The organism is Clostridium cochlearium (genome assembly GCF_900187165.1).
In the GTDB taxonomy this organism is placed as follows: Bacteria; Bacillota; Clostridia; order Clostridiales; family Clostridiaceae; genus Clostridium_G; species Clostridium_G cochlearium.
Map to the genome: position 1 here is coordinate 650563 of NZ_LT906477.1, position 25691 is coordinate 676253.

The following is a 25691-nucleotide window of genomic DNA, read 5'->3' on the forward strand; positions in this document are numbered from 1 at the left end:
GAGGTAAAAATATGATAGGAAAACTGATAAGATTTATATGGAGAGTTATTACCAAACCATTTAGATATATATTTTCTAAAATATATATTATAGTGAAGAGAATATATAATAAATTATATATAGTTTATGAAAATTTAATGGAGAAAATAAATAAAAATATAAGATTTCAATTAATAGTAACTTTTGGAGTGTGTCTATTTCTTTCATTTATACTTTTTACCATGTTAAGGTCACATTTTTCTGATAAAAATGTTTATACAACTATAGATTATAATGGGGATATAAAAAGGATATCTGAAAATGCTTTTAGAATTGGAGAAACTTTAGATAAAAGTAAATTTTCTTCAAAGGATAGTGAAAAAATAAATAAATTAATAGATGGAAATTATGGTAATAGATATAAAATATTAATAACAGATTTAAAAGGAACAGTTATCTATAAAACAAAAAATACTTATGAAACACAAGTAGATATATATACAGTTATAAAAAATGCCATGTCTATTGGAGAAAGAAATGAACACGAAGAATTAAATACTAATAAAGAAGTTGTAACTTTTTATCCTATAGAATTTACGGATGTAAGAGGATACGTTATAATTAAGGCTTTTCCAGAAGGTGTGGTAAAAACTCATGAGTATACCAATGGAGGGAAACCATTTTTATCATTAGTTATATCAACCATGTTTTTTCTAGGTTTATTTTTTTATTTAACAGGTAAAAAAGTTCATTATATACAAGAAATTGCTGATGCGGTTAAAGAAGTTTCTAATGGAAACCTAAAATATAGAGTTCAACAAAAAGGGAATGATGAACTTTCAAAGCTAGCAGATAATATAAATATTATGACCAGTGAACTAAATAAAAGGATAGAAAAAGAAAGACAAATAGAAAAAACTAAAAGTGAACTTATAACTAATGTATCTCATGATCTAAGGACACCATTAACCTCAATACTGGGATATTTAAACTTAATAAAGGATGGGAAATACAGTAGTGAAGAGGAAATGATGGATTTTATTAAAATAGCCTATAACAAATCTGAAAAACTAAAGGTATTAATAGATGAACTATTTGAATATACTAGGCTATCTAGTGAGGGTATTAAAATAGTTAGAGAAAAAATAGCTTTAGATGAACTTATAGAACAACTTGTAGAAGAATTTATACCTATTTTTGCAGAAAGCACAATAGAGATTAAAAAGAGTATAGAACATAGTATTAATATAGATGCAGATGGGGATAAGTTAGTAAGGGTTTTTGAGAATCTATTTATGAATGCCATAAGGTATAGCTATAAACCTGGAATAATAAAAATAAATTTAATTGATGAAAATGGATATGCTAAATTTTCTATAACTAATAAAGGAAAGAGTTTAAGTAAAGAAGAAGTGAATAAATTATTTGATAGATTTTATAGAGTGGAAAAATCTAGAGCTGAAACTACAGGAGGAACCGGATTAGGACTTGCCATATCTAAAAGTATAGTTTCACTTCATGGTGGAGAAATATGGGGTAGCTGTGAAGGAGAAGAAATAACGTTTTACGTAAAATTAAAAATAAGTGAAGAAAACTAAGAAAAAAGGAGGAGATTGAAATAGAACAGATTAATTTAAAAAAAAGTAAAAGAAGAGCAGTGTTTTTTATGCTACTATCATCCTTTTGTTTTGCAATTATGGCAGCTTTAGTAAAACTGTCTGGAGATATTCCATCTATAGAAAAAGCTTTTTTTAGAAATTCTGTAAGTTTAGTAGTAGCATCATACATGATTTTTAAAAATAAACAAAAACCTTGGGGAAAAAAGGAGAATAGAAAATATCTTATACTAAGAGGAGTTATAGGAACCATAGGATTAGTATGTTATTTTTATTGTATAGATAATATGATACTTGCAGATTCTTCTATGTTAAATAAGATGCATCCTTTTTTCACTATAATATTTGCAGTATCATTCTTAAAAGAAGATATATCACCAATACAAATTTTTTCTTTAATATTATCTTTTATAGGAGCATTATTTATAATAAAACCTAAATTTGACATGAGTGTTATACCGGCTTTGGTGGGAGTAGCTTCAGCAGCTTTTTCAGGAGCTGCTTATACTCTTGTAAGATTTTTAGGAAATAAGGAAAAAAATTATACTATAGTATTTTATTTTTCTTTTATATCGGTAATTTCAATATTACCGTTTATGATTTTTATATATAAACCTTTAAATATGTTTCAGTTACTAATTTTATTAATGTCAGGGGTTTTTGCTTCTATTGCTCAATTTTCATTGACTTATGCATATAAAATTGTACCAGCATCTGAAATATCTATATATAACTATAGTAATGTTATTTTTTCTCAAATAATAGCTTTTATTATTTGGCAGGAGATACCAGATGTATATAGTTTTATAGGATATGTATTGATAATAGGCTCTTCTTATATTGCTTATAACTATATGAAGAAAAGAAACTAAATAAAAATTTTGTGAATCAAAATTTTTATTAATGAACAAAATCCACCTAAATTATTCATTGTTCATTGTTAGTTGTTCATTAAAAAAACTGTGTCGCAGTTTTTTAAAACTGAGACACAGTTTTTTTATTTTTCAATAACTATTCCTGAATGTACAAGTTTAACTCCATTTCCAACACTGTCTCCTACAGGGCAAGTTTTTTCTATAAATTCTGCGAATTTATTTAATTCTTCTTCAGAAGCAGTGCTCTTAAAATGCATTTTGTATCTGATTTCTGAATATCCAGGTCTTACATCAGATAATCCTAAGAAGCCATCTGAGTCAAAATCACCTTCTAAATCAACCCAGAAATCTTCAAGGGCTATTCCATTATTTTCAGCAAAAGCGAAAGCAACTATAGTTTGACATGCTCCAAGAGCACATAAAACTAATTCCATAGGGTTCATTCCTTTATTTGTACCACCTAATTCTTCTGGTTCATCTAATAAAACTTTAAATCCTCTTGAATTTGTTTCTACTTGAAGTCCATCAGGTAATTTTTTAGTAGTAGCTTTTAAAGTTTGTAACATATAAAATCACTCCTTAAATTTTTATACTAATAATTGCTATTACAACTATTAGTATAGCAATTAACAATCAAAAAAACAATAAAAAAATAAATAATATTTCAAATTCTTATATATTATTTGCAAAGGAGTAGATTAATATATATGTAATGATTTCCGTTAAATAAAAAATAAAGAATGCATTAAAAAGCATTCTTTATTTTTTAGATTATTTGTTATCTGATTTTAATTCATCTAAACATCCTTGACATATATTTTTATTTTTATAATGAACTACATCTTTTGCATTTCCACAAAATATACATGATGGATTATATTTTTTTAATATTATATGTTCTCCATCGACAAATATTTCAAGGGAATCTTTTATTTCGATATCAAGGTTTCTTCTTAATTCTATTGGAATTACTATTCTTCCTAACTCATCTACTTTTCTTACTATTCCTGTTGATTTCATCTATCCCGACCTCCTTTATACAAAATTCGACTTTATTTAATTAAATAATAGCAAAAATAACATAAAAAGTCAATGATTTTTTTACAACTTAAGGGAAATTTAATAAATTACTATAATAATATTAGAAAAGGATTAATTTATAAAGTAATTACCAATAATAGATATATGTTATAATTATATAATATTAGAATTAAAAGGAGGAATTAGTTTTATGTTAGAAATCGGGAAAATATATAGTGGATTTAAGCTTATAGAGAAATCAAAAGTAGAAGAAATAAATTCAGAAGCCTTGATATTTGAACATGTAAACACAGAAGCAAAGCTTTTAAAGCTTGTAAATAAAGATGATAATAAAGTATTTGCTATATCTTTTAGAACTCCACCAGAGGATAGTACAGGAGTTGCACATATATTAGAGCATTCAGTTTTGTGCGGATCTAAAAAATTCCCATTAAAAGAACCATTTGTGGAGCTAATTAAGGGATCTTTAAATACTTTTTTAAATGCAATGACATTTCCAGATAAAACTATGTATCCTATAGCTAGTAGAAATAAGCAAGATTTCTTTAATTTAATGGATGTATATTTAGATGCGGTATTTTATCCTAATATATATGAGCAACCTGAAATATTCATGCAAGAAGGTTGGCATTATGAAATAGAAAATAAAAATGAAGACATAGAATATAAAGGTGTAGTATACAATGAAATGAAAGGAGCTTTTTCTTCACCAGAGTCTATTTTATCAAGAAAAATAATGGAAACATTGTATCCAGATACAGCTTATGGTGTAGAATCTGGAGGAGATCCTGATCATATACCAGAATTAACTTATGATAAATTTATAGAATTTCACAAAAGATATTATCATCCATCAAATAGTTATATATATTTATATGGAGATGGAGACATATTAGAAGAGCTGGAATTTATAGAAGAAAATTATTTAAGGAATTTCTCAAAATTAAAAATTAATTCTAAAATAGAAGAGCAAAAGCCATTTGATAGTATGAAAGAGATAAAAGTTGAATATCCTATACTACCAGATGAAAAAGAAGAGGATAAAACATTTTTAAGCTTAAATTTATCTATAGAAAAATCTACAGACAAGGAACTTTATTTAGCTTTCGATATATTAGAACATCTTTTATTAGAAACACAAGCAGCACCACTAAAAAGGGCGTTAATAGAATCAGGTATAGGAAAAGATGTATTTGGAAGTTATGAAAATAGTATATTTCAGCCATTTTTTAGTATAATAGTAAAAAATTCTAATGATGATAAAAAACAAGAATTTATAAGTATAGTAAAGGGTACTTTAAATAAATTAGTTAAAGAAGGAATAGATAAAAAACTAGTGGAAGCTTCCATTAATATAAAAGAATTTGCCTTAAGAGAGGCTGATTTTGGTGGTTATCCAACAGGGCTTATATATGGCATAAAGTGTATGGACAGTTGGTTGTATGATGAAGAGCCTTTAATGCATTTAAGATATGAGAAACAATTAAATAAAATAAAAACAAATGCTTTAAATAATAATTATTTTGAAAATCTAATAGAAAAGTATTTATTAAATAATTCTCATAGTTCTCTTTTAATAGTTTCTCCAGCAAAAGGAATTGCAGAAAAGAAAAATGAAAAAATTAGAGAAGATTTAAGAAAATATAAGGAAAGCCTAACAGAGGAAGAATTAGATAACCTTATAAAAGAAACTAAGGTTTTAAAAGAAAGGCAAATAACTGAAGATAGCCAAGAGAATTTAAAGAAAATACCTCTATTATCTATAGAAGATATAGATAAAGATACTGAAAAACTTCCAATAGAAATTAATGAGGAAAAAGGTGTGAAAATATTAAAGCATAATATATTCACTAATAAAATAGCATATGTAAACTTATATTTTAATATTTGTAATGTTCCCCAAGAATATATATCTTATGTTGGACTTTTATCTGGAATAATAGGAAAAATTGATACCGAAAACTATAGTTATGAAGAACTTTCAAAGGAAATAAATATTTATACAGGTGGAATAAGTTCTTCAGTGGACATATATTCAAACAGTAAAAAAGTAGATGATTTTACACCTATGTTTAAGGTGAGATCAAAATCTATGATTGACAAATTACCAAAGCTTTTTGAACTTTTAAAAGAAGAATTAATGTATAGTAAATTTAATAATCATAATCGAATTAAGGAATTAATATCTGAAATGAAGTCTAGAATGGAAATGGTTATATTTGACAAAGGTCATTTAATAGCTGCCGGTAGATTAGGAGCATATTTTTCAGCATCAGCAGATTATTCTGAAAAAGTATCAGGATTGGAATTATACCACTTTATTTGTCAGTTAGAGAGGGATTTTGATGGAAATGAAATAGAGAATAAACTAAAAGACTTATGTAATATTATATTTAACAAGGAAAATTTAATTGTTAGTGTAACAATAGAAGAAGAGGATTATAAAGAATTCAAAAATAATTTTCATATATTATACAATGAATTAGGAAATAATAAAATGGTAAATTGTAAATATGAATTTAAAGAACAACAGTTAAATGAAGGATTGATGACTTCAGGTAAAGTACAATATAATGCAAAGGGATATAATTTTAAAAAGTTAGGATATGAGTATTCTGGTGCAATGAGGGTATTAAAATCTATAGTGAGTTATGATTATCTATGGAATAAAGTTAGAGTGCAGGGAGGAGCCTATGGATGTTTTGGAGTTTTTAATAGAAACGGAAATATGTTCTTTACATCCTATAGAGATCCAGCATTAAAAAATACTTTATTTGCATATGATGAAATTAGTAAGTATATAGAGAACTTCTCAGGGGATGAAAGAGAAATAACAAAATATATAATAGGCACCATAAGTGATATAGATACTCCTTTAACTCCATCAATGAAAGGAGAAAGGGCAGCAGCTAATTATTTTAGCAATATAAGCTATGAAGATTTACAAAAAGAAAGAGAAGAAATATTAAATGTAAAAAAAGATGATATAAGATCACTTTCAAAAGTAGTTAATGATTGTATGAGTAAAAATTATATTTGTGTGCTTGGAAGTGAAGAAAAAATAAGGGAAAATAAAGTAGTGTTTAATAGTACTTTAAATGTTTTTGAATAATGATATATATGTAATCATTGAAAACACTATCCTGTTAACAGGATAGTGTTTTCTAATGCATATATTAGTCTAAATATTAAGAAAAATATAATAAAATACTTGAAATAAATGGTCAATATTGATAAAATGATCTTAAAAGTAGTAAGAATAATGTGATTAGTCAAAAAATAACAAAGTAAAAATTAAATCTAAAATTTAAAGGGGGGCAAGTTTTATGAAATTAAAAAAAACATTAATTTTTTTAATGTTACTTGTTTTTTCATTTAGTATCTTAGGATGTAGTAAAGGGACTTCAGGTACAGAGAAAAAATTCAAAGCAGGTAAATATACCGCTGAAGCAAAAGGACATAATGCTCCATTAAAAGTAGAAGTTGAAGTTGATGATTCATCTATTAAAGGAATAAAAATATTAGAACATAAGGAAACACCTGGAATAAGCGATGCTGCGTTAAAAGATATACCTAAAAACATAATAGATGGACAGACACTTGCAGTAGATACAATTACAGGTGCTACTGTAACAAGCAATGCAGTTATAGGAGCTATAACTGAAGCCTTAAAACAAGCAGGTGGAAATATAGAAGAATTAAAGAAAAAAGGTAAGAAGGAAGATGTAAAAAAAGAACAAATTACTAAAGAAACTGATATTATAGTTATTGGAGCAGGTGGAGCTGGTATGTCAGCAGCAGTATCAGCAGCAGAAAAAGGAGCTAAAGTAATAGTTCTTGAAAAAATGCCTATGATTGGTGGAAATACTATAAGATCAGGTGGAGCGTATAATGCTGTAGATGTAGAAAGACAAAAATCTCAAGGAATAGAAGATTCTATAGATAAACACTATACTCAAACTTATGAAGGAGGAGACAAAAAAGGAGATCCTAAATTAGTAAAAATTCTTGTAGAGAACTCATTGTCTGGTAAGAAGTGGTTAGAATCCTATGATATGAAGTTTAATGATAAAATAGGATCCGTTGTAGGTTCATTATGGCCAAGAACACATCAAGCATCTGAGCCAGCAGGAACAGGATATATAAATGCTTTAAAAAGAGCAGCAGATAAACATAAGATTGAAATACTATTAAATACTAAAGCTACAGAATTAATAATGGATAATGGAAAAGTTGTAGGAGTTAAAGCTGAGGGAGAAAAGAATTTATATGAAATAAAAAGTAAAAAAGCTGTTGTAATGGCATCAGGAGGATTTGCAGCTAATGTAGAAATGAGAACAAAATATGTACCAAGTTTAACTAAAGATATGGAAACTACTAATCATCCTGGAGCAACAGGAGATGGAATAGTTATGGGAGAAAAAGTAGGTGCAGATTTGGTTGGAATGGAGTATATTCAACTTCTTCCTATGGCTATACAACTTACAGGCCCTACAATAAACGTAGAAAATTCAATATTCATAAATAAAGAAGGAAATAGATTTATAAATGAAGATAATAGAAGGGATAAACTATGCGAAGCTATATTAAAACAAAAAGATGGACAATACTATATGATAAATGATTCTCAAATTGTAAAAGAAACTAATGAATTAGGAGATAAAATCTCTGACTTAATAGAAAAGGGAGTAGTTAAAAAAGCTGATACTTTAGATGAACTTGCAAAAGTTATAGAAGTACCTGCTGAAAATTTAAAAAAATCAGTAGAAGAGTTTAATAAATCAGTAGACAAAAAGAGCGATAGTTTTGGAAGAAAAATGTGGAAAGATAAAATAGAGAAAGGTCCTTTTTATGCTACACTAAGATACCCAGCAGTACACCATACCATGGGTGGATTAAAGATAAATGAAAAAACTCAAGTTTTAGATAAGTCAGGAAAGGTAATTCCAGGATTATATGCAGCAGGAGAAGTTACTGGTGGAATTCATGGTGGAAATAGATTAGGTGGAAATGCATTGCCAGATACAATTGTTTTTGGTAAAATAGCAGGAGAAAATGCTGTTAATGAAAAGTAATTTAAAATAGACATGATAAAAGCCCTCAATTGAGGGCTTTTATCATACTTATAGACAGGGAGATGATTTAAATATATGAAAGAAGAGTTCTTTTTTTATAGCAGAGATAATACCAAAATATATTGTATTAAATATATCCCTAATAGCCAATTAAAAGGAGTAGTTCAAATAGTCCATGGTATGGGAGAAAATAGCGGTAGATATGAACATGTAGCTATGAAGTTAGTTGAAAATGGATATGGAGTATATATGCATGATCATAGAGGGCATGGTAAGACAGCAGAACTAAAAGAAAATTTAGGACATTTGGGTGATGGTGATGTATTTATAAAAATGGTATATGACATGAAAGAAGTTACTGATATAATAAAAAACCATTTGGGAGAAATATCTATATTTTTATTAGGACATAGTATGGGGTCATTTTTATGTCAAAAATATATTTCACTTTTTGGGAAAAAATTAAGTGGGGTAATGCTTACAGGTACAGATGGGAAAAAAGGAAAAATCTTAGATATAGGTATTGCACTTTCTAAAAAAGAAATAAAAAAACATGGAAGGAAACATAAAAGTAAAAATTTAAATAAAATATGTTTTTTAAATTGTCATTTAGCTTTTATACCTAATAGAACTAAGTTTGATTGGTTGACTAGAGATACAGAAGAAGTGGATAAATTTATAGAAGATGACTTCTTAGGATTTTATTATGATAATTTATTTTACTATTATTTTTTCAAAGGTCTAAAAGACATACATAAAAAAAGTGTGATGAATAAGATACCAAAAAATTTACCAATATATATATTTGGAGGGTCAAAAGATCCTATTGGAAAGAATGGAACAGGTCTTATAAATTTATATAATATGTATAAAAATATAGGTATTAAAAGTTTGACTTGTAAGATATATGAAAATGGAAGACATGAGATATTAAATGAAAAAAATAAAGAAGAAGTTATAGAAGATATGATAATTTGGTTAAATAGACATATGTAAATTTTTAGGGCTTACTTGAAAATAAGCCCTAAAATTTTATCTTATACAATATTTCATTTCAAGTTTATAGGGGTTATAAGAGAGTTTAGATTTTCTAAGTCCTTCTATACCTAAGTCTTGTTCACGATTTATATAAGTGACATCATCTAGATATTGTTCTACAAAAGTTTTGTTTATAAAAGGATATAAACCTCTTATATTTACATCAGCCTTTTCTATGTGAATTATTGCCATGTCTTTATTTACTTTTTCTCCTAGAGTAAATGCAGATAATTTATCATTTACATAAACAGCCATTCCAATAACATCTAATTTATCAAAGTTTTTTAGTACATCTTCTATTCCACAAAATTCGTGTAAAAGATAGCCTTTACAATCATTTTGACGACACCATTCTATAGCAGTATTAAGACATTCATCTGCTATATGTTTTGTGATTTTAGCAGTTCTATATTCATAATTTTTTAAAAAGGCATTATAATGGTTTCTCTTCCCATGAAACTTTTTTCCAGAAAGATTTTTTAAATCTTCTTTTAAATATATATAGTCTGCATTATCTCTATCTTCTTCAATTGTAAATTTATCTCCGTATATTTCTTTAAAATCTTTTACAAATTCTTCTTCAGCATCTTTAAAAAGATAGTCCATATTATGTTCTGTTTTATATTTTATAAGTTCATCTAACAATTCTTTTAGATTTTCTTTTTTATAACCTATAGGTTGTGTAAATTGAGTGGTACCATCATAGTCAACTTTCTTTATTATTAAAATATCATTTACAATTGCATAGGTTACATTTGAACCTTTTCGCCATAAATATTGATTAGTGAAAGAGTATTCACTTGTTTTAAAATTATATGGCTTTATATATTTATCAAAAATTTTTTTATCCTCTAGTTCTAGAGGTTTAAAATGTAACATAAAAACACTCCTTTTAGTTAAATACAATGTTAACCAATAAAGTATATTATATTATAAATTATAAAATAAGAAAAGGGGGCAACTAAGAATAAAAAAATATACGGAAGAATTTACTTCCGTATATCAGTAAAGGGGGAGGTTTAATACAAACAAATGTATTAACTTATTTTATCTATTTATCTTCTTGTATGGTTATATTATACTGGCTAAATATTAAAATTAATTTATAAAACTATTAAATTTTAATAAATTTTATATTATTAAATTCATATAATATTTAAAGAGTAATTGAGGAAAGGTATGAGGGTTTTGACAGGAGAGGAAAAGATAAGAAAATTTACAAAAGAAGTAATTTTACAATTTGAAGATGAAATTCAGTGTATATTGCTTACTGGTAGTTATGCTAGAGATGAAGTTTGTAAAAGTAGTGATATAGATATGTGGTTATTTTTTAAATCTATAGACTTTGATATATTAAAATCTATAGCTAATATATTAAAAAAGCTTCCCCCAATACCTAAATTAACACCTAAATGTACAACTTTTGAAGAAAGTTTAGATAGATATTTTGCAAAGGAATATAGTCCATTACAGTATAGAACAGATGGAATTGTATTACATGGTAAACTTCAGCTTCCATATCCTAAAAAAGAGGAATTTATAGAAGAGAGTAGATATTTATCCAATTACGTTATTATGGGAATAAGACACTATATAGCTATAGGAGAAGATGAACAAAAATTATTAAAAAGAAAGATAAAAAGAAGAATATTAAAACCTTTAATGTGGTGTATAAGATATAAATATGCAGGAAGATATGGTAAGTATTATAAAAAATTAGATGAATTAAAATTCGTTTGTAATGAAAATGAAAAGGTACTTATAGAGATATACAAAACTGCCTTAAAAAATGGATTAAAAAAATATGAAGGAAAAATAGATTATATATTTACATTATGCTATAAAGTTTGCGAAGAAATATGTTCCTAGAAAATTAATTTTATAAAAAATATAAGTAATATTAATTTATATGTATAAGTATATATGGAACATGAGGTAAAAATTTCTAATATAATCTAATTTTTAACAAGGATTTGGAGGGGAACAAATGGGAAAAAATAATTATTTTAAAGAAGCTAAAAAAAGCTATACTCCATTATTAGCTATAGAAGAAGCTTCAAGATGTCTTTTGTGTTATGATGCACCTTGTAGTAAAAATTGTCCTGCAGATACAAAGCCAGATGAATTTATAAGATCTTTAAGATTTAAAAATTTAAAAGGAGCAGTAGAAACAATTAGGAAAAACAATATATTAGGTGGTGTTTGTTCAAGACTCTGCCCACAGGACAAGTATTGTCAAAAAAATTGTACAAGAGCTAAAATTGATAAACCTATAGAAATAGGAGCCATTCAAAGATATTTAATAGAGTTTGAGAAAAGTATAGATTTAGATATATTAAATAAAGTTGAAATTAACAAGGAAAAGATAGCTATTATAGGGTCAGGTCCTGGAGGATTATCAGCAGCAGCATCCCTAGCTCAAAAAGGATATGATGTTACTATTTTTGAAAAGAAAGAAAAATTTGGTGGTTGGTTAACTTATGGAATACCAGAATATAGATTACCACAAAATTTAGTGGATTATGAGATTGATATTATAAAAAAATTAGGGGTGAAATTTAAATCTAACTGCGATGTAGGAAAAGATGTTACTGTAGAAAATTTACAAGAAAGAGGATTTGAAGCTATTGTACTAGCTTGTGGACAGCAAATAAGTAAAGAACTAGATATAGATGGAATAAATTTAAAAGGGGTATTAAAAGGAACAGAATTTTTATGTGAAGCTAAATTAAGTAATGGGAATTTAGAAATAGGACAAAAAGTTATAGTTATAGGTGGTGGAGATGTAGCCATAGATTCTGCAGTAACAGCTAAATTGCTTGGAGCAGAAGATGTAAAGATTGTATATAGAAGAAATATAGAAAAAATGCCTTCAAATAAAAATGAGAGAATATATGCTCATAGTTTAAATATACCTATATTTACTGGAATAAAGCCAAATAGATTAATAGGAACTAGCGGAAAAGTTACTGGTTTTAAAGGTATAGGTATGTTTGACAATTCCGATCTAGAATTAGAGGCAGATGCGGTTATATTTGCTATAGGACAGGAAGCAGAGGATATTTCATATATAGATGGATTAAAAATTGAAAATAATGAGGTATTAGTAGATGAAAAATTAAATACTAACATAGAAGGAATATTTGCCTGTGGGGATATTGTAAGGGGAAATAAAACAGTAGTAGACGCAGTTGCAATGGGTAAAAAAGTTGCTGTAGAAATAGAAGAATATATAAAAAGAAAGAAAGGTGTGAGATAATGAAAAAAGTAGATTTATCTATTGAGTTTTGTGGAATAAAATGTGAGAATCCATTTTTTCTATCATCTTCTCCTGTTGGACATAACTATGAAATGTGTTCTAAGGCATTGGAAACTGGCTGGGGAGGAATAGTATTTAAAACTATAGGATTTTATTTGCCAGAAGAGGTATCACCAAGATTTGATAATTTAAGAAAAGAGAGTACACCTTTCTTAGGATTTAAAAATATGGAGCAAATAGCTGAATATCCATTAGAGTATAACTTAGAACAGATTAGAAAGATAAAAGAAAAATATCCGCAAAAAGTTCTTGTAGCATCTATAATGGGAGAAAATGAAAGAGAGTGGACAGAACTTGCTAAAATGGTAACAGAAGCAGGAGCTGATATTATAGAGTGTAATTTTTCTTGTCCACAAATGGCTAGTGACACTATGGGATCTGATGTTGGACAAAGTCCAGAGTTAGTAAAGAAATACTCACAAGCCACAAGAAAAGGCAGTAAACTTCCGATACTTGCCAAAATGACTCCTAATATTGGCCATATGGAGATACCAGCTATTGCTTCCGTTCAAGGTGGAGCTACAGGAATTGCAGCAATAAATACCATAAAATGCATCACAGGCATAAACTTAGATAATCAAATATCACTTCCAATAGTAAATGGAAAGTCTTCTATATCAGGATATTCAGGTAAAGCTATAAAACCAATAGCTTTAAGATTTATAGCGCAAATGAAGCAAAATGAGGTTTTGAAGAATGTTCCAATTAGTGGTATAGGAGGAATAGAAACTTGGGAAGACGCCCTAGAATTTATAATGTTGGGAGCTAGAAATATTCAAGTTACTACAGCGGTTATGCAATATGGATATAGAATAGTAGAAGATATGATAAGTGGAATATCTTATTATATGACAGAAAAAGGATTTAATAATTTAGAACAAATTGTTGGTATAGCATTAGATAATTTGATTTCAGCAGAAGATTTAGATAGAGGATATATAATTTATCCTAAAATTGATGAGGAAAAATGTATAGGATGCGGGAGATGTTATATATCTTGTTATGATGGAGGACATCAGGCTATAGAATGGGATTCAGAAGAGAGAAAAGTAGAAGTAAACAAGGAAAAATGTGTAGGATGTCATTTATGTTCTAATGTGTGTCCAATACAATGTATAGATTATGGAGAAATAGAGTTTAAAGATGGAAATAAAGAAAGAAAAATAATTTTATAAATAAAAATCATGAGCTGTCGCACTAAATAATTAGTGTGGCAGTTTTTTATGTAAAAATCATATTAAATGCGAAATTGGTCATTTAATGTATACAAAAGTAGAATTAATTTATATAATGTATATAGTGATTTTATAGATAAAACAATAGGGTGGTGTATTATGAAAAAAATAAGATTAAGTATAAGAAAGATAAGTTTTATATTTGTAATATTAACTATGATCTTTTCAATGGTAGCTTGCTCAGAAATAACTGAACAAAATACCATAGGAAAATCTAATAATGGAAATTTAAAAGTACATTATATAAATGTTGGACAAGGCGATAGTATATTAATACAGCAAGGAAATGAAAATATGTTAATAGATGCAGGACCAAATTCTTCATCAGAAAAAGTAGTAGATTATTTAAAACAAAATAATATTAAAGATATAAAATATTTAGTAGCTACACATCCACATGAAGATCATATAGGTGGAATGAGTAAAGTTATAAATAATTTTAAAGTAGATAATGTATATATGCCTAAAAAAGTTGCTACTACTAAAACATTTAAAAACATGGTAGAGTCCATGAAGAAGAAGAACTTAAAAGCTAAAGTACCTCATATAGGAGATGAGCTAAATTTAGGAGATGCTAAGTTTACTATATTATGGCCAGATGAAAAAGATCAGAGCAATACAAATAACTATTCTATAGTTTTAAAAGGACAATATGGTAAAAATACTTTCTTGTTTACTGGTGATGCAGAACAATTAGTAGAAAATAATATATTGAATAAAGGATTAGATGTTAAAGCAGATGTTTTGAAATTAGGACATCATGGAAGTAGTACATCTACTTCAAACAATTTTTTACAAAAGGTAAATCCTGAATATGCAATTGCAATGTGCGAAAAGGGAAATACTTATGGACATCCCCATAGGGAAATAATGCAAAAATTAAAAGATAAAAATATAAAACTTTATAGGACAGATGAAAATGGTGATATTGTGTTAATAAGTGACGGTAAAAATATAAAATTTAATGTAGAACCTGGAAGTTATACTGCGGGAAGTAGTAAGAAAAAGAACTAGGAGGAAATAAAAAGTCTCCTAGTTCTTTTTTCTTGAAAATGGAATAGTATTCATTTATTATTAAGATAAAAGTATATCTAGAAAATAAAGGAATGAATAGATATGAAAAAAGATATTACATTAAAAAAGAAAATAATTATATTTAATATAGTAATAACATTAGTGTGTCTTATAGTAACTGTAATTTACATGGTACAATTAAGACTTTCTTGGCTTAGGCAGGATATGGAAGAAAATCTTATGAGTGTAAGCAAGATTATATCTAAGTCACCTTTAGTGAAAGGGTCATTACAGCAGCATAAAACTACTAAACAACTTCAAGAATATATAAAAGATATTGTGATAATTTCAAGGAATATAGATAATATAGTGATTATGGATTTAAATGGTACAACCTATGCAAAATCTAATATGGAAGGGAAACTTAATTTTATAGATAATGCTAATATGGGAGAGTTGGCAATTAAAAAAAATAAAGATGACATAAAAGATAATATACAAAGTTTTGGGAAAGTCATTATTTCTTTTGTAGTTGTTAAAGATGAAAAAGAAGATCCTATTGGTTTTGTAATAAGTACTTTAAAAATAAAACACATAGAAAAATCAAAATATGAAGTTGCAATGGTATTATTTTTAGTTATATTGTCTGGATTATTGATTGGAACTGTAGGTGCATTGATAATCTCTCGGAGCATAAAAGATTCTCTTTTAGGATATGATGCAGAACAGATATCTAAATTATTTCTTCAAAAACAAGAGGTAATAGATACTTTAGAAGATGGAATAATTGCAGTAGATAAGGATATGAATATAAATTTTTTAAATAAATCTGCAAAAAATATATTGAACAAAGATGATAAAGAGATAATAGGTTATAATATTAGTGATATAATTCCAAATATAAATAAAGAAATTGGATATAATAAGGAACTTCATATAGAAGATACTATAGCTCTTGTAAACAAAATACCTATAATGGAAGGAGAAAATTTTGTAGGGCTAGTTATAATACTTAAAGATAAAACAGAAGTAACAAAATTAGCAGAGGAGATAACAGGAGTAAGACAAGTGGTAGAGGCCTTGAGAGCAAATAATCATGAGTTTTCTAATAAACTTCATGTTATACTGGGACTTATACAAATAAATGAGTTAGATAAAGCTAAAAAATATATATTAAATCAAACTAAAGTATATCAAAAAAAAATAAGTATTGTGATGAATAGAATACATGAACCGACTATAGCAGCTCTTATGCTTGGAAAAATAAGTAGAGCTAAAGAGATGGGTGTAAACCTTATAATTGATGAAAATAGTAATTTAGGTAAAGATAATAAAAATATAAGTGCACATTTTTTAGTTACAGTAATAGGTAATCTTTTAGAAAATGCAATAGAAGCGGTTTCCATTTGCGATAGTGATGAGAAAATAGTAAAAATATTTATAAAAGATGAAAAACATAAAATTATTATAGAAATAGAAGATACAGGAGGTGGAATAGAAGAGAAATATAGACAGTATATATTTAATAGAGGCTTTTCTACCAAAGGAGAAGGAAGAGGTAGAGGATTACATATAGTAAAGGAATCTGTAGAAAATTTAAATGGAAATATAGAACTTTCTACAAATATAGGATTAGGCAGTAAATTTATAGTTTTGGTCCCAAAGGAGGATTTACATGGTTAAAGTTTTAATAGTTGAGGATGATCCTATGGTAGCAGAGATAAATAAAAAATATACAGAAAGTATAAATGGATTTAAAGTAAAAAAAATATGTGATAATGGAAAGGATGCCATAAATTATTTAAAAAATAGTTCATTGGATTTAATAATATTGGACATATACATGCCTAAATTAAATGGTATTGAATTTTTAAAAGAACTTAGGAAGTTTAATTCTAAATTAGATGTTATAATAGTTACAGCAGTAGATGAAGGGGAAAAACTTAAGGAAATATTAAATTTAGGAGTTATAGATTATTTAATTAAGCCCTTTGAATATGAAAGATTTAAAGAAGCATTAAATAAATTCAAAAAAATGAATGAGTTTTTTAAAAATAAATCAATTTTAAAACAAGAAGATATAGATAATATAACTGTAAAAAACTCTTATGTAAATGGTGAATTGGAAAAGGGCATAAATGAAAGGACATTAGAAAGAGTAAAAACATATTTGAAAAATAGTAAGAATGAATATTATACTTCTGAAGAAATAGCAGATAAAATGAAACTTTCTAGAGTAACTGTAAGAAGATATTTGGAATACATGAACAAAATAGGTAAAGTTAAAAGAGATGTTCAATATGGGGACATAGGAAGACCAAGAATAAAATATAAGTTAATTTAAAAATATATTAGCATAATATTCGAATAGTCGAAATATTTGTAAAATTAGTTATAAACTTAACAATAAAAAATATATTTACAAAATAGTTATAATAAATACTTAATATAGATAATTTTATTAATATAAGTTATTATAGTAGTGTAAGAATTTTTAATGAATAGCAAGATTTATCTTGAAAATAACTCATATAATAAATTAAAGGAGGGGCAATTTATGGGTAAAAAGAAATTTAATCTTGTGACAAAAATTATGTTTGGCTTAATACTTGGAGTTATTGTTGGTTTATTTTTTAATTCGTCACCTGACTTTGCAGTAAACTATATAAAACCCGTTGGAACATTATTTTTAAATCTCATAAAAATGACTATAGTTCCGTTGGTTTTTTCATCTTTGGTAGTTGGGGCAGCTAGTATAGGGGATGTGAAAAAGCTAGGAAGAATTGGTGGAAAAACTATGATTTACTTTTTTATAACTACAGCTATTGCTATAGTTATAGGATTGGTTGCTGCTAACATATTTAAACCAGGAGTTGGAGTAACTTTAGCGGTAGATGCACAGGTAAAAGCGACAGAAGCACCTTCTTTAATACAAACTTTGTTAGATATAGTACCAACAAATCCGATAGACTCTTTAGCTAAGGGAAATATGTTACAAATAATATTCTTTGCAATATTTACAGGAGTTGGAGCAACCTATATAGGAGAAAAAGGAGATGCGTATTTAAAGTTCTTTGATAGTTTAGCAGAAATAATGTATAAACTAACTGAAGTAATAATGGGACTAGCTCCTTATGGAGTTTTTGCTCTTATGGTGCCAGTAGTTGCAGTTAACGGTCCAGATGTTTTACTTCCGTTATTAAAATTAATAGCTGTTTGCTATTTGGGATTCATACTTCATGGTATAATTGCTTATTCTTTTTCAGTTGCGGCATTTTCTAAGATATCACCTTTAGAATTTTTTAAAGGTACATCAGCACCTACAATGATAGCTTTTAGTACTAGCAGTAGTTCAGGTACATTGCCAGTTACTATAAAAACTGTTAGAGAGGTTTTTGGAGTATCTGAAGGAATTGCAAGCTTTGTTTTGCCATTAGGTACTACTATTAATATGGATGGTACTGCAATATATCAAGGAGTATGTGCAGTGTTTATAGCTCAAGCTTATGGAATGAATTTGACAATAGCTCAACAATTAACAATACTTTTGACAGCAGTGTTAGCATCTATAGGTACAGCAGGCGTGCCAGGCGCAGGCTTTATGATGCTTATGATGGTGTTAAGTTCAGTTGGATTACCATTAGAAGGAGCAGCTTTAATTGCAGGTATAGATAGAGTTTTAGACATGGGAAGAACTGCTATTAATGTTACAGGAAATGTAGCAGCTTCAATTGTAGTAGGAGCTAGTGAAAATGAAATAAGTTATGAAAATGCCAGTATAAAAAAAACTTTAACTAGTTAAAAAAGGGGGCAAGGCTTATGAGTAAAATAGTAGGCATAATTGGGGGAATGGGGCCAAAAGCCACAGCCGACCTTTATAATAAAATTGTAGATTATACAGATGCAAAAGTAGATCAAGATCACTTGCATGTTATAATCGAAGGGAATGCTAAAATACCTGATAGAACAAACTATATATTGGGGAAAGGAGAAAATCCTTTAGGGGAACTTATAAAAACTGGAGAAAGACTCAAAAATGCAGGAGCAGATTTTTTAATAATGCCCTGTAATACAGCTCATTATTTTTATGATGAATTATATGAAAAACTTAATGTGCCATTTATTAATATGATAGAAGAAGTTGGAAAATATATTTTAGACAAACATGGAAAAATAAAAGTTGGCCTTTTAGCAACACTTGGAACCTATGAAGGCAAGGTATATGAAAAGTATTGTAATAGATTAGGGTTAGATATAGTTGCACCAAGTAAAGAAATAAGGGAAAAGGTATCAAATGCAGTATATATAGTAAAAGGTGGGCAAAGAGAGTTTACAAAGGAATTTGCAATGGACATGTTAAAAGAGTTTAAGGAAAAACATATAAATGTAATTATATTAGGTTGCACTGAACTACCTTTAATATTTCAACCGTTAGAAAATGAACTAAAAGAATTTGAGTTTATATCTTCTACAGATATTTTAGCTAAGCAAACAATAAAGAGGGTGAAAAAATAGCTATTTATTCGGACTTTATTTATTAAAATAAAATAAGGGAGGAATTTATATGCAATACAGATTAGAAAGTGATTCAGTAGGTGAAAAAAGAATACCAAAGGATGCTTATTATGGTGTTCAAAGCCTTAGAGCCCATGAAAATTTTATGATAACAGGCAGAAAAGTTCATAAAGAAATGATAAAAGCGTTAGCTGAAGTAAAAAAAGCAGCAGCTATGACAAATATGCAAATAGAACTTTTAAGTAAAAAAATAGGTAATGCTATTGTAAAAGCTTGTGATGAAATAGTTGAAGGAAAGTTAGAAGAACAGTTTATAACTGATCCTATACAAGGTGGCGCAGGTACATCTATGAATATGAATTTAAATGAAGTAATTGCAAACAGAGCAATAGAAATATTAGGTGGAGAAAAAGGAGATTACAGTATAGTTCATCCTAATGATCATGTAAATATGGGACAATCTACCAATGATGTTATTCCTACAGGTGGGAAAATAGCAACCATAAGATTGTTAGATAGAGCATTAGTATCATTGCAAAATTTAGTAGATGCACTTACAGATAAATCTAAGGAATTTGATCATGTTATAAAAATGGGAAGAACTCAAATGCAAGATGCTGTTCCAATTAGATTAGGACAAGAATTTAGAGCATATTCAAATGCTATAAAAAGAGACCTAGTTAGAATTAAGAGAGCAAAAGAAGAGTTATACCATGTAAATATTGGAGCTACTGCTATAGGTACAGGTATAAATGCTGATGAGCAGTATGTGGAAAATATTACTCCGAATTTATCAAAAGTAACAGCATTGGATTTAATTCAATGTGAGGATTTAGTAGATGGAACTCAAAACTTAGATTGTTTTGCTTCAGTATCATCAAATTTAAAAGTTTGTGCTTTAAGTTTATCTAAGATAGCTAATGATTTAAGACTTATGTCATCAGGACCTAGAACTGGTTTTGGAGAAATAAATTTACCAGCAAAACAAAATGGATCATCTATAATGCCTGGAAAAGTAAATCCTGTAATAGCTGAAGTGGTAAATCAAGTTGCATTTAGCATTGTAGGAAATGATGTAACCATTACTATGGCTGTTGAAGCTGGACAGCTAGAATTAAATGCTTTTGAGCCAGTGCTTTATTATAAATTGTTTGAGTCTATTGAAACATTAAAAAATGGTGTAGATACATTTATTGATAATTGTATAAAAGATATAACAGCTAATGAAGAAAGATGTAAAAAATTAGTTGATAATAGTGTTGGAATAATTACAGCAATATGTCCTCATGTAGGATATAAAAAAGCTGCTAAAGTAGCAAAAACTGCTATACAGACTGGAGAATCTGTAAAAGAACTTGTACTAAAAGAAAATCTATTATCAGAAAAAGAGTTAGATACAATACTTGATCCATTTGGAATGACTGAACCAGGTATATCAGGTAAAGAACTTTTGAAAAAATAAAATAATTATAAGAAGTCTGCAAACTTGCAGACTTTTTATTTGTTAAATGATAAAATTTTAATATATTAAAACATAAAAGGAGGTAAAAAATGTATAATTTTAATGAAATAGTTGAAAGAAAAAATACGTCAGCGGTTAAATGGGATAAACCCCAAATACTATATAATAGGAGCGATATAATTCCTATGGGAATAGCTGACATGGATTTTAGAACTGCTCCTGAAATAATAGAAGCAATAAAAAATAGAACAGAACATGGAGTCTTTGGATATTCCTATTTAGATGAAGAGTATTATAATTCCTTAATAAATTGGCTGGATAGAATACATAATTTTAAAGTAGAAGAGGAATGGGTATGCACTGCACCTACAATAGTTGCAGCTATAAGTTGGATGATTCAAAGCTATACAGAAGAAGGAGATAAGATAATAATACAACCTCCTGTATATCATCAATTTAAAAGATGTATAGAGAGTAATAATCGTATTATAGTAAATAATCCTTTAAAATATGAAAATAATAAATATTTTATGGATTTTGAAGACTTAGAAAGTAAAATAGATTCAAAGGTAAAAATGATGATTTTATGTAATCCACATAATCCAGGGGGAAGAGTTTGGAAACAAGAGGAGTTAAAAAAATTAGGTGATATATGCCTAAAGCATAATATATTAATGTTATCTGATGAAATACATTGTGATTTGATATTTAAGGGGTATAAACATATACCTATAATTAATGTAGATAAAAAATTTGAGGACATATCTTTGATATGTATTTCCCCTACAAAAACTTTTAATTTAGCAGCACTTCATGTTTCAAATGTTATTATTCCTAATAAAGACTTAAGAGATAAATATTTAAATACAGTATATAAAAATGCAGTAGAAGGCATAAATGTGCTTGGAATAGAGGCTATGAAAGCAGCTTATAAGCATGGAGAAGGTTGGTATAGAGATATGCTTAAATATGTAGAAGATAATTATAATTTTCTATGTAATTATATAGAAGAAAAAATTCCACAATTAAAAGTAACTAAATCAGAAGGAACTTATTTAGCTTGGATAGATTTTAGGGGTTTATCCATGAATTGTGAACAGTTAAGAGAATTTATGATAAATGAAGCAAGAGTACTTTTTGATGAAGGATATGTATTTGGAAAAGAAGGGGAAGGTTTTCAGAGAATAAATTTAGCTTGTTCTAGAACAATTCTAAAAGAAGCTTTAGATAGAATATGTATGGCTATGGAAAATGTTAACAAACTGTGAATAAAATAAATAATTTTGAAAAGTAGTTGCAAAATAATAATAATTATTATATAATAATAATTGTAAATAAGAGATATAACAGGAGGAATTGAAAATGAAAAAATTTGTATGTACAGTATGTGGATATGTTTATGAAGGGGATGCGGCACCAGAAAGATGTCCGCAATGTAATGTTCCATCAGATAAATTTGTAGAACAAGTTGAGGGAGAACTTGCTTGGGCAGACGAGCATGTAATAGGAGTTGCTAAGGGAGTAGATGAAGAAGTAATAGAAGGATTAAGAGCTAATTTTGTAGGAGAATGTACTGAGGTTGGAATGTATCTTGCAATGAGTAGGCAAGCAGATAGAGAAGGGTTACCAGAAGTTGCAGAAGCATATAAAAGAATCGCTTTTGAAGAAGCAGAACATGCTGCTAAATTTGCGGAATTATTAGGAGAGGTTGTAACAGATTCTACTAAGAAAAACTTAGAAATGAGAGTAGAAGCTGAATATGGAGCTTGTAGTGGTAAGAAAGAATTAGCAACTCTTGCTAAAAAATTAAATTTAGATGCAATACACGATACAGTTCATGAAATGTGTAAAGATGAAGCAAGACATGGTAAGGCATTTAAAGGTTTATTAGATAGATATTTTAAATAAAATATTATAAAAAATAGACACAAAGAACGACTTAGTTAAGTCGTTCTTTTGTTTTATATAATAAATAATTTGTAGAAAATGTATAATTTTAAATATTACAAATATAAGTTATAATGTAAAGTATAATGTATAGAGGGAGGGGATTATATGTATAAATTAATAGCACTAGATATAGATGGCACTCTTTTAAATAGAGATCATGAAATTTCAAGTAAAACTGTGAATGTAATAAGGAAATCAATGGATAGAGGTATAAGAGTAATTTTAGTATCTGGTAGAGATTATTCTGCTGCTGAACCTTATATAAAAAAATTAGAAACAAAAGATTTGTTTTTAGGATTAAATGGGGCTACAATATATGATAATAAAGGGAACATTATTCATAGTGAATATTTAGATAGAGACATAGTAGAAGATATAATAGAAATATGTGAAAAAGAAGACATATATATTGTTCTTTTTATAGGTAATAATACCTATGTAGATGAAATTTCAGATTTTATGGGGATAGATAATTATGTATTTAATTCTATAGAAGTTGGACAAGTTTCAAAATTTTATAAAGATGAAAATGTAACAAAAATCCTTTTAACACATAAAGAAGAGAAGCTTAAACCTATTAAAGAAAAATTAGATTTTAAATATGGCAGTAGAATAAATACACAATTTTCATTACCCCAATTTTTAGAGATATTTAACGGAGAAGTAAATAAAGGAATTGCTTTAAAGAGAGTATGTGAAAAATATGAAATACCTAAAGAGAAAATTATGGCAGTAGGGGATTGGGATAATGACATAACAATGATAGAATATGCAGGATTAGGTGTTGCAATGGGAAATGGTTCATCAAGACTTAAAAAAGTGGCTGATTTTATAACAAAAAGCAATGAAGAGGATGGAGCAGCTTATGCTATTAAAAAATTTGTGCTAAAAGATTAAGAACTGGATTTAAATAATTAAAATCATTGACTATAAAAAATAACTATGATACCATGAATATGTAAACAATTAAATAAATTTAGGGGAGCTTATAAAATAGGCTGAGAAAGAGATGTTATCTCTGACCCTCATAACCTGATTTGGTTAATACCAACGTAGGGAACATTGTGTATTGTAGTTATGGTGAAATTCTATAGCATATATATACATATGTATTTTGAGGGAAAGTTTAAAACTTTCCCTTTTTATTTTAATAAAAAAGGAGAGGAATAAAATGAATTACACAACTCAGATGGATGCTGCTAAAAAAGGAATAGTTACAAAGGAAATGGAAGCTGTAGCTGAAAAAGAAGGTATAGATATAAAAGAATTAATGGAGCGTGTGGCAAAAGGTAGTGTTGCTATACCAGCAAATAAAAATCACAAAAATTTAAGCGCTGAAGGAGTAGGACAAGGATTAAGAACTAAGATAAATGTAAACTTAGGAATATCAAAAGATTGTTGTAATGTGGAGAGAGAACTTGAAAAAGTAAAAAAAGCTATAGATATGAAAGCAGAAGCTATAATGGATTTAAGTTGTTTTGGAAAAACACAAGAATTTAGAAGAAGATTAGTAGAAATGTCTCCAGCTATGATAGGAACTGTTCCTATGTATGATGCTATTGGATTTTATGATAAAGAATTAAAAGATATCACTGCAGAAGAATTATTAGATGTAATAGAAACTCATGCAAAAGATGGAGTAGACTTTATGACTATACATGCAGGAGTTAACAAGGAATCTGTGGAGATATTTAAAAGAAATGAAAGACTTACTAATATAGTATCTAGAGGTGGATCTCTTCTTTATGCATGGATGGAGCTTAATAATAGAGAAAATCCTTTTTATGAGTACTTTGATAAAGTTCTTGATATATGTGAGAAATATGATGTTACAATAAGTTTAGGAGATGCTTGTAGACCTGGTTCAATACATGATTCTACAGATGCAAGTCAAATAAAAGAACTTATGACTTTAGGAGAATTAACTAAAAGAGCATGGAAAAGAAATGTTCAAATTATAATAGAAGGACCTGGACATATGTCCCTAGATGAAATAGAAACAAACATGAAATTAGAAAAAAAATTATGTCATAATGCACCTTTTTATGTATTAGGACCTATAGTTACAGATATAGCTCCTGGATATGATCATATTACAAGTGCTATAGGAGGAGCTATTGCAGCAACCTATGGAGCAGACTTTTTATGTTATGTAACACCTGCAGAACATCTAAGACTTCCAGATTTAGATGATATGAAGGAAGGAATAATAGCAACTAAAATAGCAGCTCATGCAGCAGATATTGCTAAAGGAATAAAAGGAGCAAGAGAGTGGGATAATCAAATGTCAGCTGCAAGAAAAGAATTAGATTGGGAAAAAATGTTTGATTTAGCTATAGATGATGAGAAAGCAAGAAAATATAGAAAGAGTTCTACCCCAGAAGTTAACGATAGTTGTACTATGTGTGGAAAAATGTGTGCTGTTAGAAATATGAATAAGGTTATGCAAGGAAAAGATATAAATATATTAAGAAACGATGATAAATAAAAATTTTGTGTGACAAAATTTTTATAGAGGACAATTGACAGAGGACAAAGAACAATTTTTAATGAACAACTAACAATGAATAAT

At 27.8% G+C, this 25691-nt stretch carries 21 protein-coding genes and 1 riboswitch; of the genes, 18 read left to right on the forward strand and 3 right to left on the reverse strand.

The window, feature by feature from the left end:
• Positions 1 to 11: 11 nt before the first annotated feature.
• Both CKV72_RS03165 and CKV72_RS03170 read left to right on the forward strand, forming a co-directional pair.
• A complete protein-coding gene (locus tag CKV72_RS03165) occupies positions 12 to 1577 on the forward strand; it encodes a HAMP domain-containing sensor histidine kinase (RefSeq protein WP_095177474.1) in 1566 nt (521 codons plus the stop codon).
• 68 nt (positions 1578 to 1645) lie between these two features.
• On the forward strand, positions 1646 to 2467 hold the full coding sequence (locus tag CKV72_RS03170; protein WP_095177475.1) for a DMT family transporter: 822 nt from the start codon (positions 1646 to 1648) through the stop codon (positions 2465 to 2467).
• A 125-nt stretch (positions 2468 to 2592) separates the two neighbouring features.
• Here CKV72_RS03170 and CKV72_RS03175 read toward each other — a convergent pair whose 3' ends face one another.
• Positions 2593 to 3036, reverse strand: coding sequence for an OsmC family protein (locus tag CKV72_RS03175; RefSeq protein WP_089863083.1), 444 nt, complete (start codon positions 3034 to 3036; stop codon positions 2593 to 2595).
• 205 nt (positions 3037 to 3241) lie between these two features.
• Entirely contained in the window at positions 3242 to 3490 is a 249-nt protein-coding gene (locus tag CKV72_RS03180) for an AbrB/MazE/SpoVT family DNA-binding domain-containing protein (RefSeq protein WP_089863082.1), read from the reverse strand.
• A gap of 211 nt (positions 3491 to 3701) precedes the next feature.
• On the opposite strand from CKV72_RS03180, the gene CKV72_RS03185 reads away from it, so the two are divergent.
• The 3 genes from CKV72_RS03185 (at position 3702) to CKV72_RS03195 (ending at position 9582) form a co-directional block, all read left to right on the forward strand.
• The gene (locus CKV72_RS03185) at positions 3702 to 6623 is read left to right on the forward strand and encodes an insulinase family protein (RefSeq protein ID WP_095177476.1); all 2922 of its coding nucleotides are present in this window, start codon (positions 3702 to 3704) and stop codon (positions 6621 to 6623) included.
• Between the two features lie 214 nt (positions 6624 to 6837).
• Positions 6838 to 8586: a flavocytochrome c gene (locus tag CKV72_RS03190; protein ID WP_095177477.1), complete on the forward strand. Its 1749-nt coding sequence runs from the start codon at positions 6838 to 6840 to the stop codon at positions 8584 to 8586.
• 75 nt (positions 8587 to 8661) lie between these two features.
• A complete protein-coding gene (locus tag CKV72_RS03195; protein ID WP_095177478.1) occupies positions 8662 to 9582 on the forward strand; it encodes an alpha/beta fold hydrolase in 921 nt (306 codons plus the stop codon).
• 36 nt (positions 9583 to 9618) lie between these two features.
• Here the strand turns inward: CKV72_RS03195 and CKV72_RS03200 are convergent, their stop codons facing one another.
• Positions 9619 to 10503: a DUF2156 domain-containing protein gene (locus CKV72_RS03200; RefSeq protein WP_089863078.1), complete on the reverse strand. Its 885-nt coding sequence runs from the start codon at positions 10501 to 10503 to the stop codon at positions 9619 to 9621.
• Positions 10504 to 10803: 300 nt separating this feature from the next.
• Between CKV72_RS03200 and CKV72_RS03205 the strand changes: the two genes are divergently transcribed.
• The 13 genes from CKV72_RS03205 (at position 10804) to thiC (ending at position 25607) form a co-directional block, all read left to right on the forward strand.
• On the forward strand, positions 10804 to 11493 hold the full coding sequence (locus CKV72_RS03205; protein ID WP_095177479.1) for a nucleotidyltransferase domain-containing protein: 690 nt from the start codon (positions 10804 to 10806) through the stop codon (positions 11491 to 11493).
• Positions 11494 to 11611: 118 nt separating this feature from the next.
• Positions 11612 to 12883 carry an NAD(P)-dependent oxidoreductase gene (locus CKV72_RS03210; protein WP_095177480.1) on the forward strand — a complete coding sequence of 424 codons (1272 nt, stop codon included), beginning with the start codon at positions 11612 to 11614 and terminating at the stop codon, positions 12881 to 12883.
• Entirely contained in the window at positions 12883 to 14118 is a 1236-nt protein-coding gene (preA, locus tag CKV72_RS03215; RefSeq protein WP_095177481.1) for an NAD-dependent dihydropyrimidine dehydrogenase subunit PreA, read from the forward strand. Before CKV72_RS03210 ends, preA begins: the two co-directional genes overlap by 1 nt.
• A 159-nt stretch (positions 14119 to 14277) precedes the next feature.
• A complete protein-coding gene (locus tag CKV72_RS03220; RefSeq protein ID WP_095177482.1) occupies positions 14278 to 15192 on the forward strand; it encodes a ComEC/Rec2 family competence protein in 915 nt (304 codons plus the stop codon).
• A gap of 102 nt (positions 15193 to 15294) precedes the next feature.
• A complete protein-coding gene (locus tag CKV72_RS03225; RefSeq protein ID WP_095177483.1) occupies positions 15295 to 16875 on the forward strand; it encodes an ATP-binding protein in 1581 nt (526 codons plus the stop codon).
• Positions 16868 to 17536, forward strand: coding sequence for a response regulator (locus CKV72_RS03230; protein ID WP_095177484.1), 669 nt, complete (start codon positions 16868 to 16870; stop codon positions 17534 to 17536). The genes CKV72_RS03225 and CKV72_RS03230 overlap by 8 nt, the downstream gene beginning before the upstream one ends.
• Positions 17537 to 17749: 213 nt before the next feature.
• The gene (locus CKV72_RS03235) at positions 17750 to 18994 is read left to right on the forward strand and encodes a dicarboxylate/amino acid:cation symporter (protein ID WP_171303942.1); all 1245 of its coding nucleotides are present in this window, start codon (positions 17750 to 17752) and stop codon (positions 18992 to 18994) included.
• A gap of 17 nt (positions 18995 to 19011) precedes the next feature.
• Complete coding sequence (gene cuyB / locus CKV72_RS03240; RefSeq protein WP_089863073.1) at positions 19012 to 19707, forward strand: cysteate racemase; 696 nt, start codon at positions 19012 to 19014, stop codon at positions 19705 to 19707.
• 49 nt (positions 19708 to 19756) lie between these two features.
• Positions 19757 to 21169 (forward strand): aspartate ammonia-lyase, encoded by a 1413-nt coding sequence (locus CKV72_RS03245; protein ID WP_095177485.1) that lies wholly within the window; start codon positions 19757 to 19759, stop codon positions 21167 to 21169.
• Between the two features lie 89 nt (positions 21170 to 21258).
• The gene (locus tag CKV72_RS03250) at positions 21259 to 22437 is read left to right on the forward strand and encodes a MalY/PatB family protein (protein ID WP_095177486.1); all 1179 of its coding nucleotides are present in this window, start codon (positions 21259 to 21261) and stop codon (positions 22435 to 22437) included.
• 94 nt (positions 22438 to 22531) lie between these two features.
• Positions 22532 to 23077: an NADH peroxidase gene (locus tag CKV72_RS03255; RefSeq protein ID WP_089863070.1), complete on the forward strand. Its 546-nt coding sequence runs from the start codon at positions 22532 to 22534 to the stop codon at positions 23075 to 23077.
• 147 nt (positions 23078 to 23224) lie between these two features.
• Complete coding sequence (locus tag CKV72_RS03260) at positions 23225 to 24016, forward strand: HAD family hydrolase (protein ID WP_095177487.1); 792 nt, start codon at positions 23225 to 23227, stop codon at positions 24014 to 24016.
• A 71-nt stretch (positions 24017 to 24087) separates the two neighbouring features.
• Positions 24088 to 24195, forward strand: a riboswitch (TPP riboswitch).
• A gap of 95 nt (positions 24196 to 24290) precedes the next feature.
• Positions 24291 to 25607: a phosphomethylpyrimidine synthase ThiC gene (gene thiC, locus CKV72_RS03265; protein WP_089863068.1), complete on the forward strand. Its 1317-nt coding sequence runs from the start codon at positions 24291 to 24293 to the stop codon at positions 25605 to 25607.
• Positions 25608 to 25691: the final 84 nt, after the last annotated feature.

Excerpts from the sequence above, each read along its gene's own strand:
- CKV72_RS03165 (WP_095177474.1), top strand. The coding sequence starts at position 12 with ATGATAGGAAAACTGATAAGATTTATATGGAGAGTTATTACCAAACCA.
- CKV72_RS03170 (WP_095177475.1), top strand. The coding sequence starts at position 1,646 with ATGCTACTATCATCCTTTTGTTTTGCAATTATGGCAGCTTTAGTAAAA.
- CKV72_RS03175 (WP_089863083.1), bottom strand. The coding sequence starts at position 3,036 with ATGTTACAAACTTTAAAAGCTACTACTAAAAAATTACCTGATGGACTT.
- CKV72_RS03180 (WP_089863082.1), bottom strand. The coding sequence starts at position 3,490 with ATGAAATCAACAGGAATAGTAAGAAAAGTAGATGAGTTAGGAAGAATA.
- CKV72_RS03185 (WP_095177476.1), top strand. The coding sequence starts at position 3,702 with ATGTTAGAAATCGGGAAAATATATAGTGGATTTAAGCTTATAGAGAAA.
- CKV72_RS03190 (WP_095177477.1), top strand. The coding sequence starts at position 6,838 with ATGAAATTAAAAAAAACATTAATTTTTTTAATGTTACTTGTTTTTTCA.
- CKV72_RS03195 (WP_095177478.1), top strand. The coding sequence starts at position 8,662 with ATGAAAGAAGAGTTCTTTTTTTATAGCAGAGATAATACCAAAATATAT.
- CKV72_RS03200 (WP_089863078.1), bottom strand. The coding sequence starts at position 10,503 with ATGTTACATTTTAAACCTCTAGAACTAGAGGATAAAAAAATTTTTGAT.
- CKV72_RS03205 (WP_095177479.1), top strand. The coding sequence starts at position 10,804 with ATGAGGGTTTTGACAGGAGAGGAAAAGATAAGAAAATTTACAAAAGAA.
- CKV72_RS03210 (WP_095177480.1), top strand. The coding sequence starts at position 11,612 with ATGGGAAAAAATAATTATTTTAAAGAAGCTAAAAAAAGCTATACTCCA.
- preA (WP_095177481.1), top strand. The coding sequence starts at position 12,883 with ATGAAAAAAGTAGATTTATCTATTGAGTTTTGTGGAATAAAATGTGAG.
- CKV72_RS03220 (WP_095177482.1), top strand. The coding sequence starts at position 14,278 with ATGAAAAAAATAAGATTAAGTATAAGAAAGATAAGTTTTATATTTGTA.
- CKV72_RS03225 (WP_095177483.1), top strand. The coding sequence starts at position 15,295 with ATGAAAAAAGATATTACATTAAAAAAGAAAATAATTATATTTAATATA.
- CKV72_RS03230 (WP_095177484.1), top strand. The coding sequence starts at position 16,868 with ATGGTTAAAGTTTTAATAGTTGAGGATGATCCTATGGTAGCAGAGATA.
- CKV72_RS03235 (WP_171303942.1), top strand. The coding sequence starts at position 17,750 with ATGGGTAAAAAGAAATTTAATCTTGTGACAAAAATTATGTTTGGCTTA.
- cuyB (WP_089863073.1), top strand. The coding sequence starts at position 19,012 with ATGAGTAAAATAGTAGGCATAATTGGGGGAATGGGGCCAAAAGCCACA.
- CKV72_RS03245 (WP_095177485.1), top strand. The coding sequence starts at position 19,757 with ATGCAATACAGATTAGAAAGTGATTCAGTAGGTGAAAAAAGAATACCA.
- CKV72_RS03250 (WP_095177486.1), top strand. The coding sequence starts at position 21,259 with ATGTATAATTTTAATGAAATAGTTGAAAGAAAAAATACGTCAGCGGTT.
- CKV72_RS03255 (WP_089863070.1), top strand. The coding sequence starts at position 22,532 with ATGAAAAAATTTGTATGTACAGTATGTGGATATGTTTATGAAGGGGAT.
- CKV72_RS03260 (WP_095177487.1), top strand. The coding sequence starts at position 23,225 with ATGTATAAATTAATAGCACTAGATATAGATGGCACTCTTTTAAATAGA.
- thiC (WP_089863068.1), top strand. The coding sequence starts at position 24,291 with ATGAATTACACAACTCAGATGGATGCTGCTAAAAAAGGAATAGTTACA.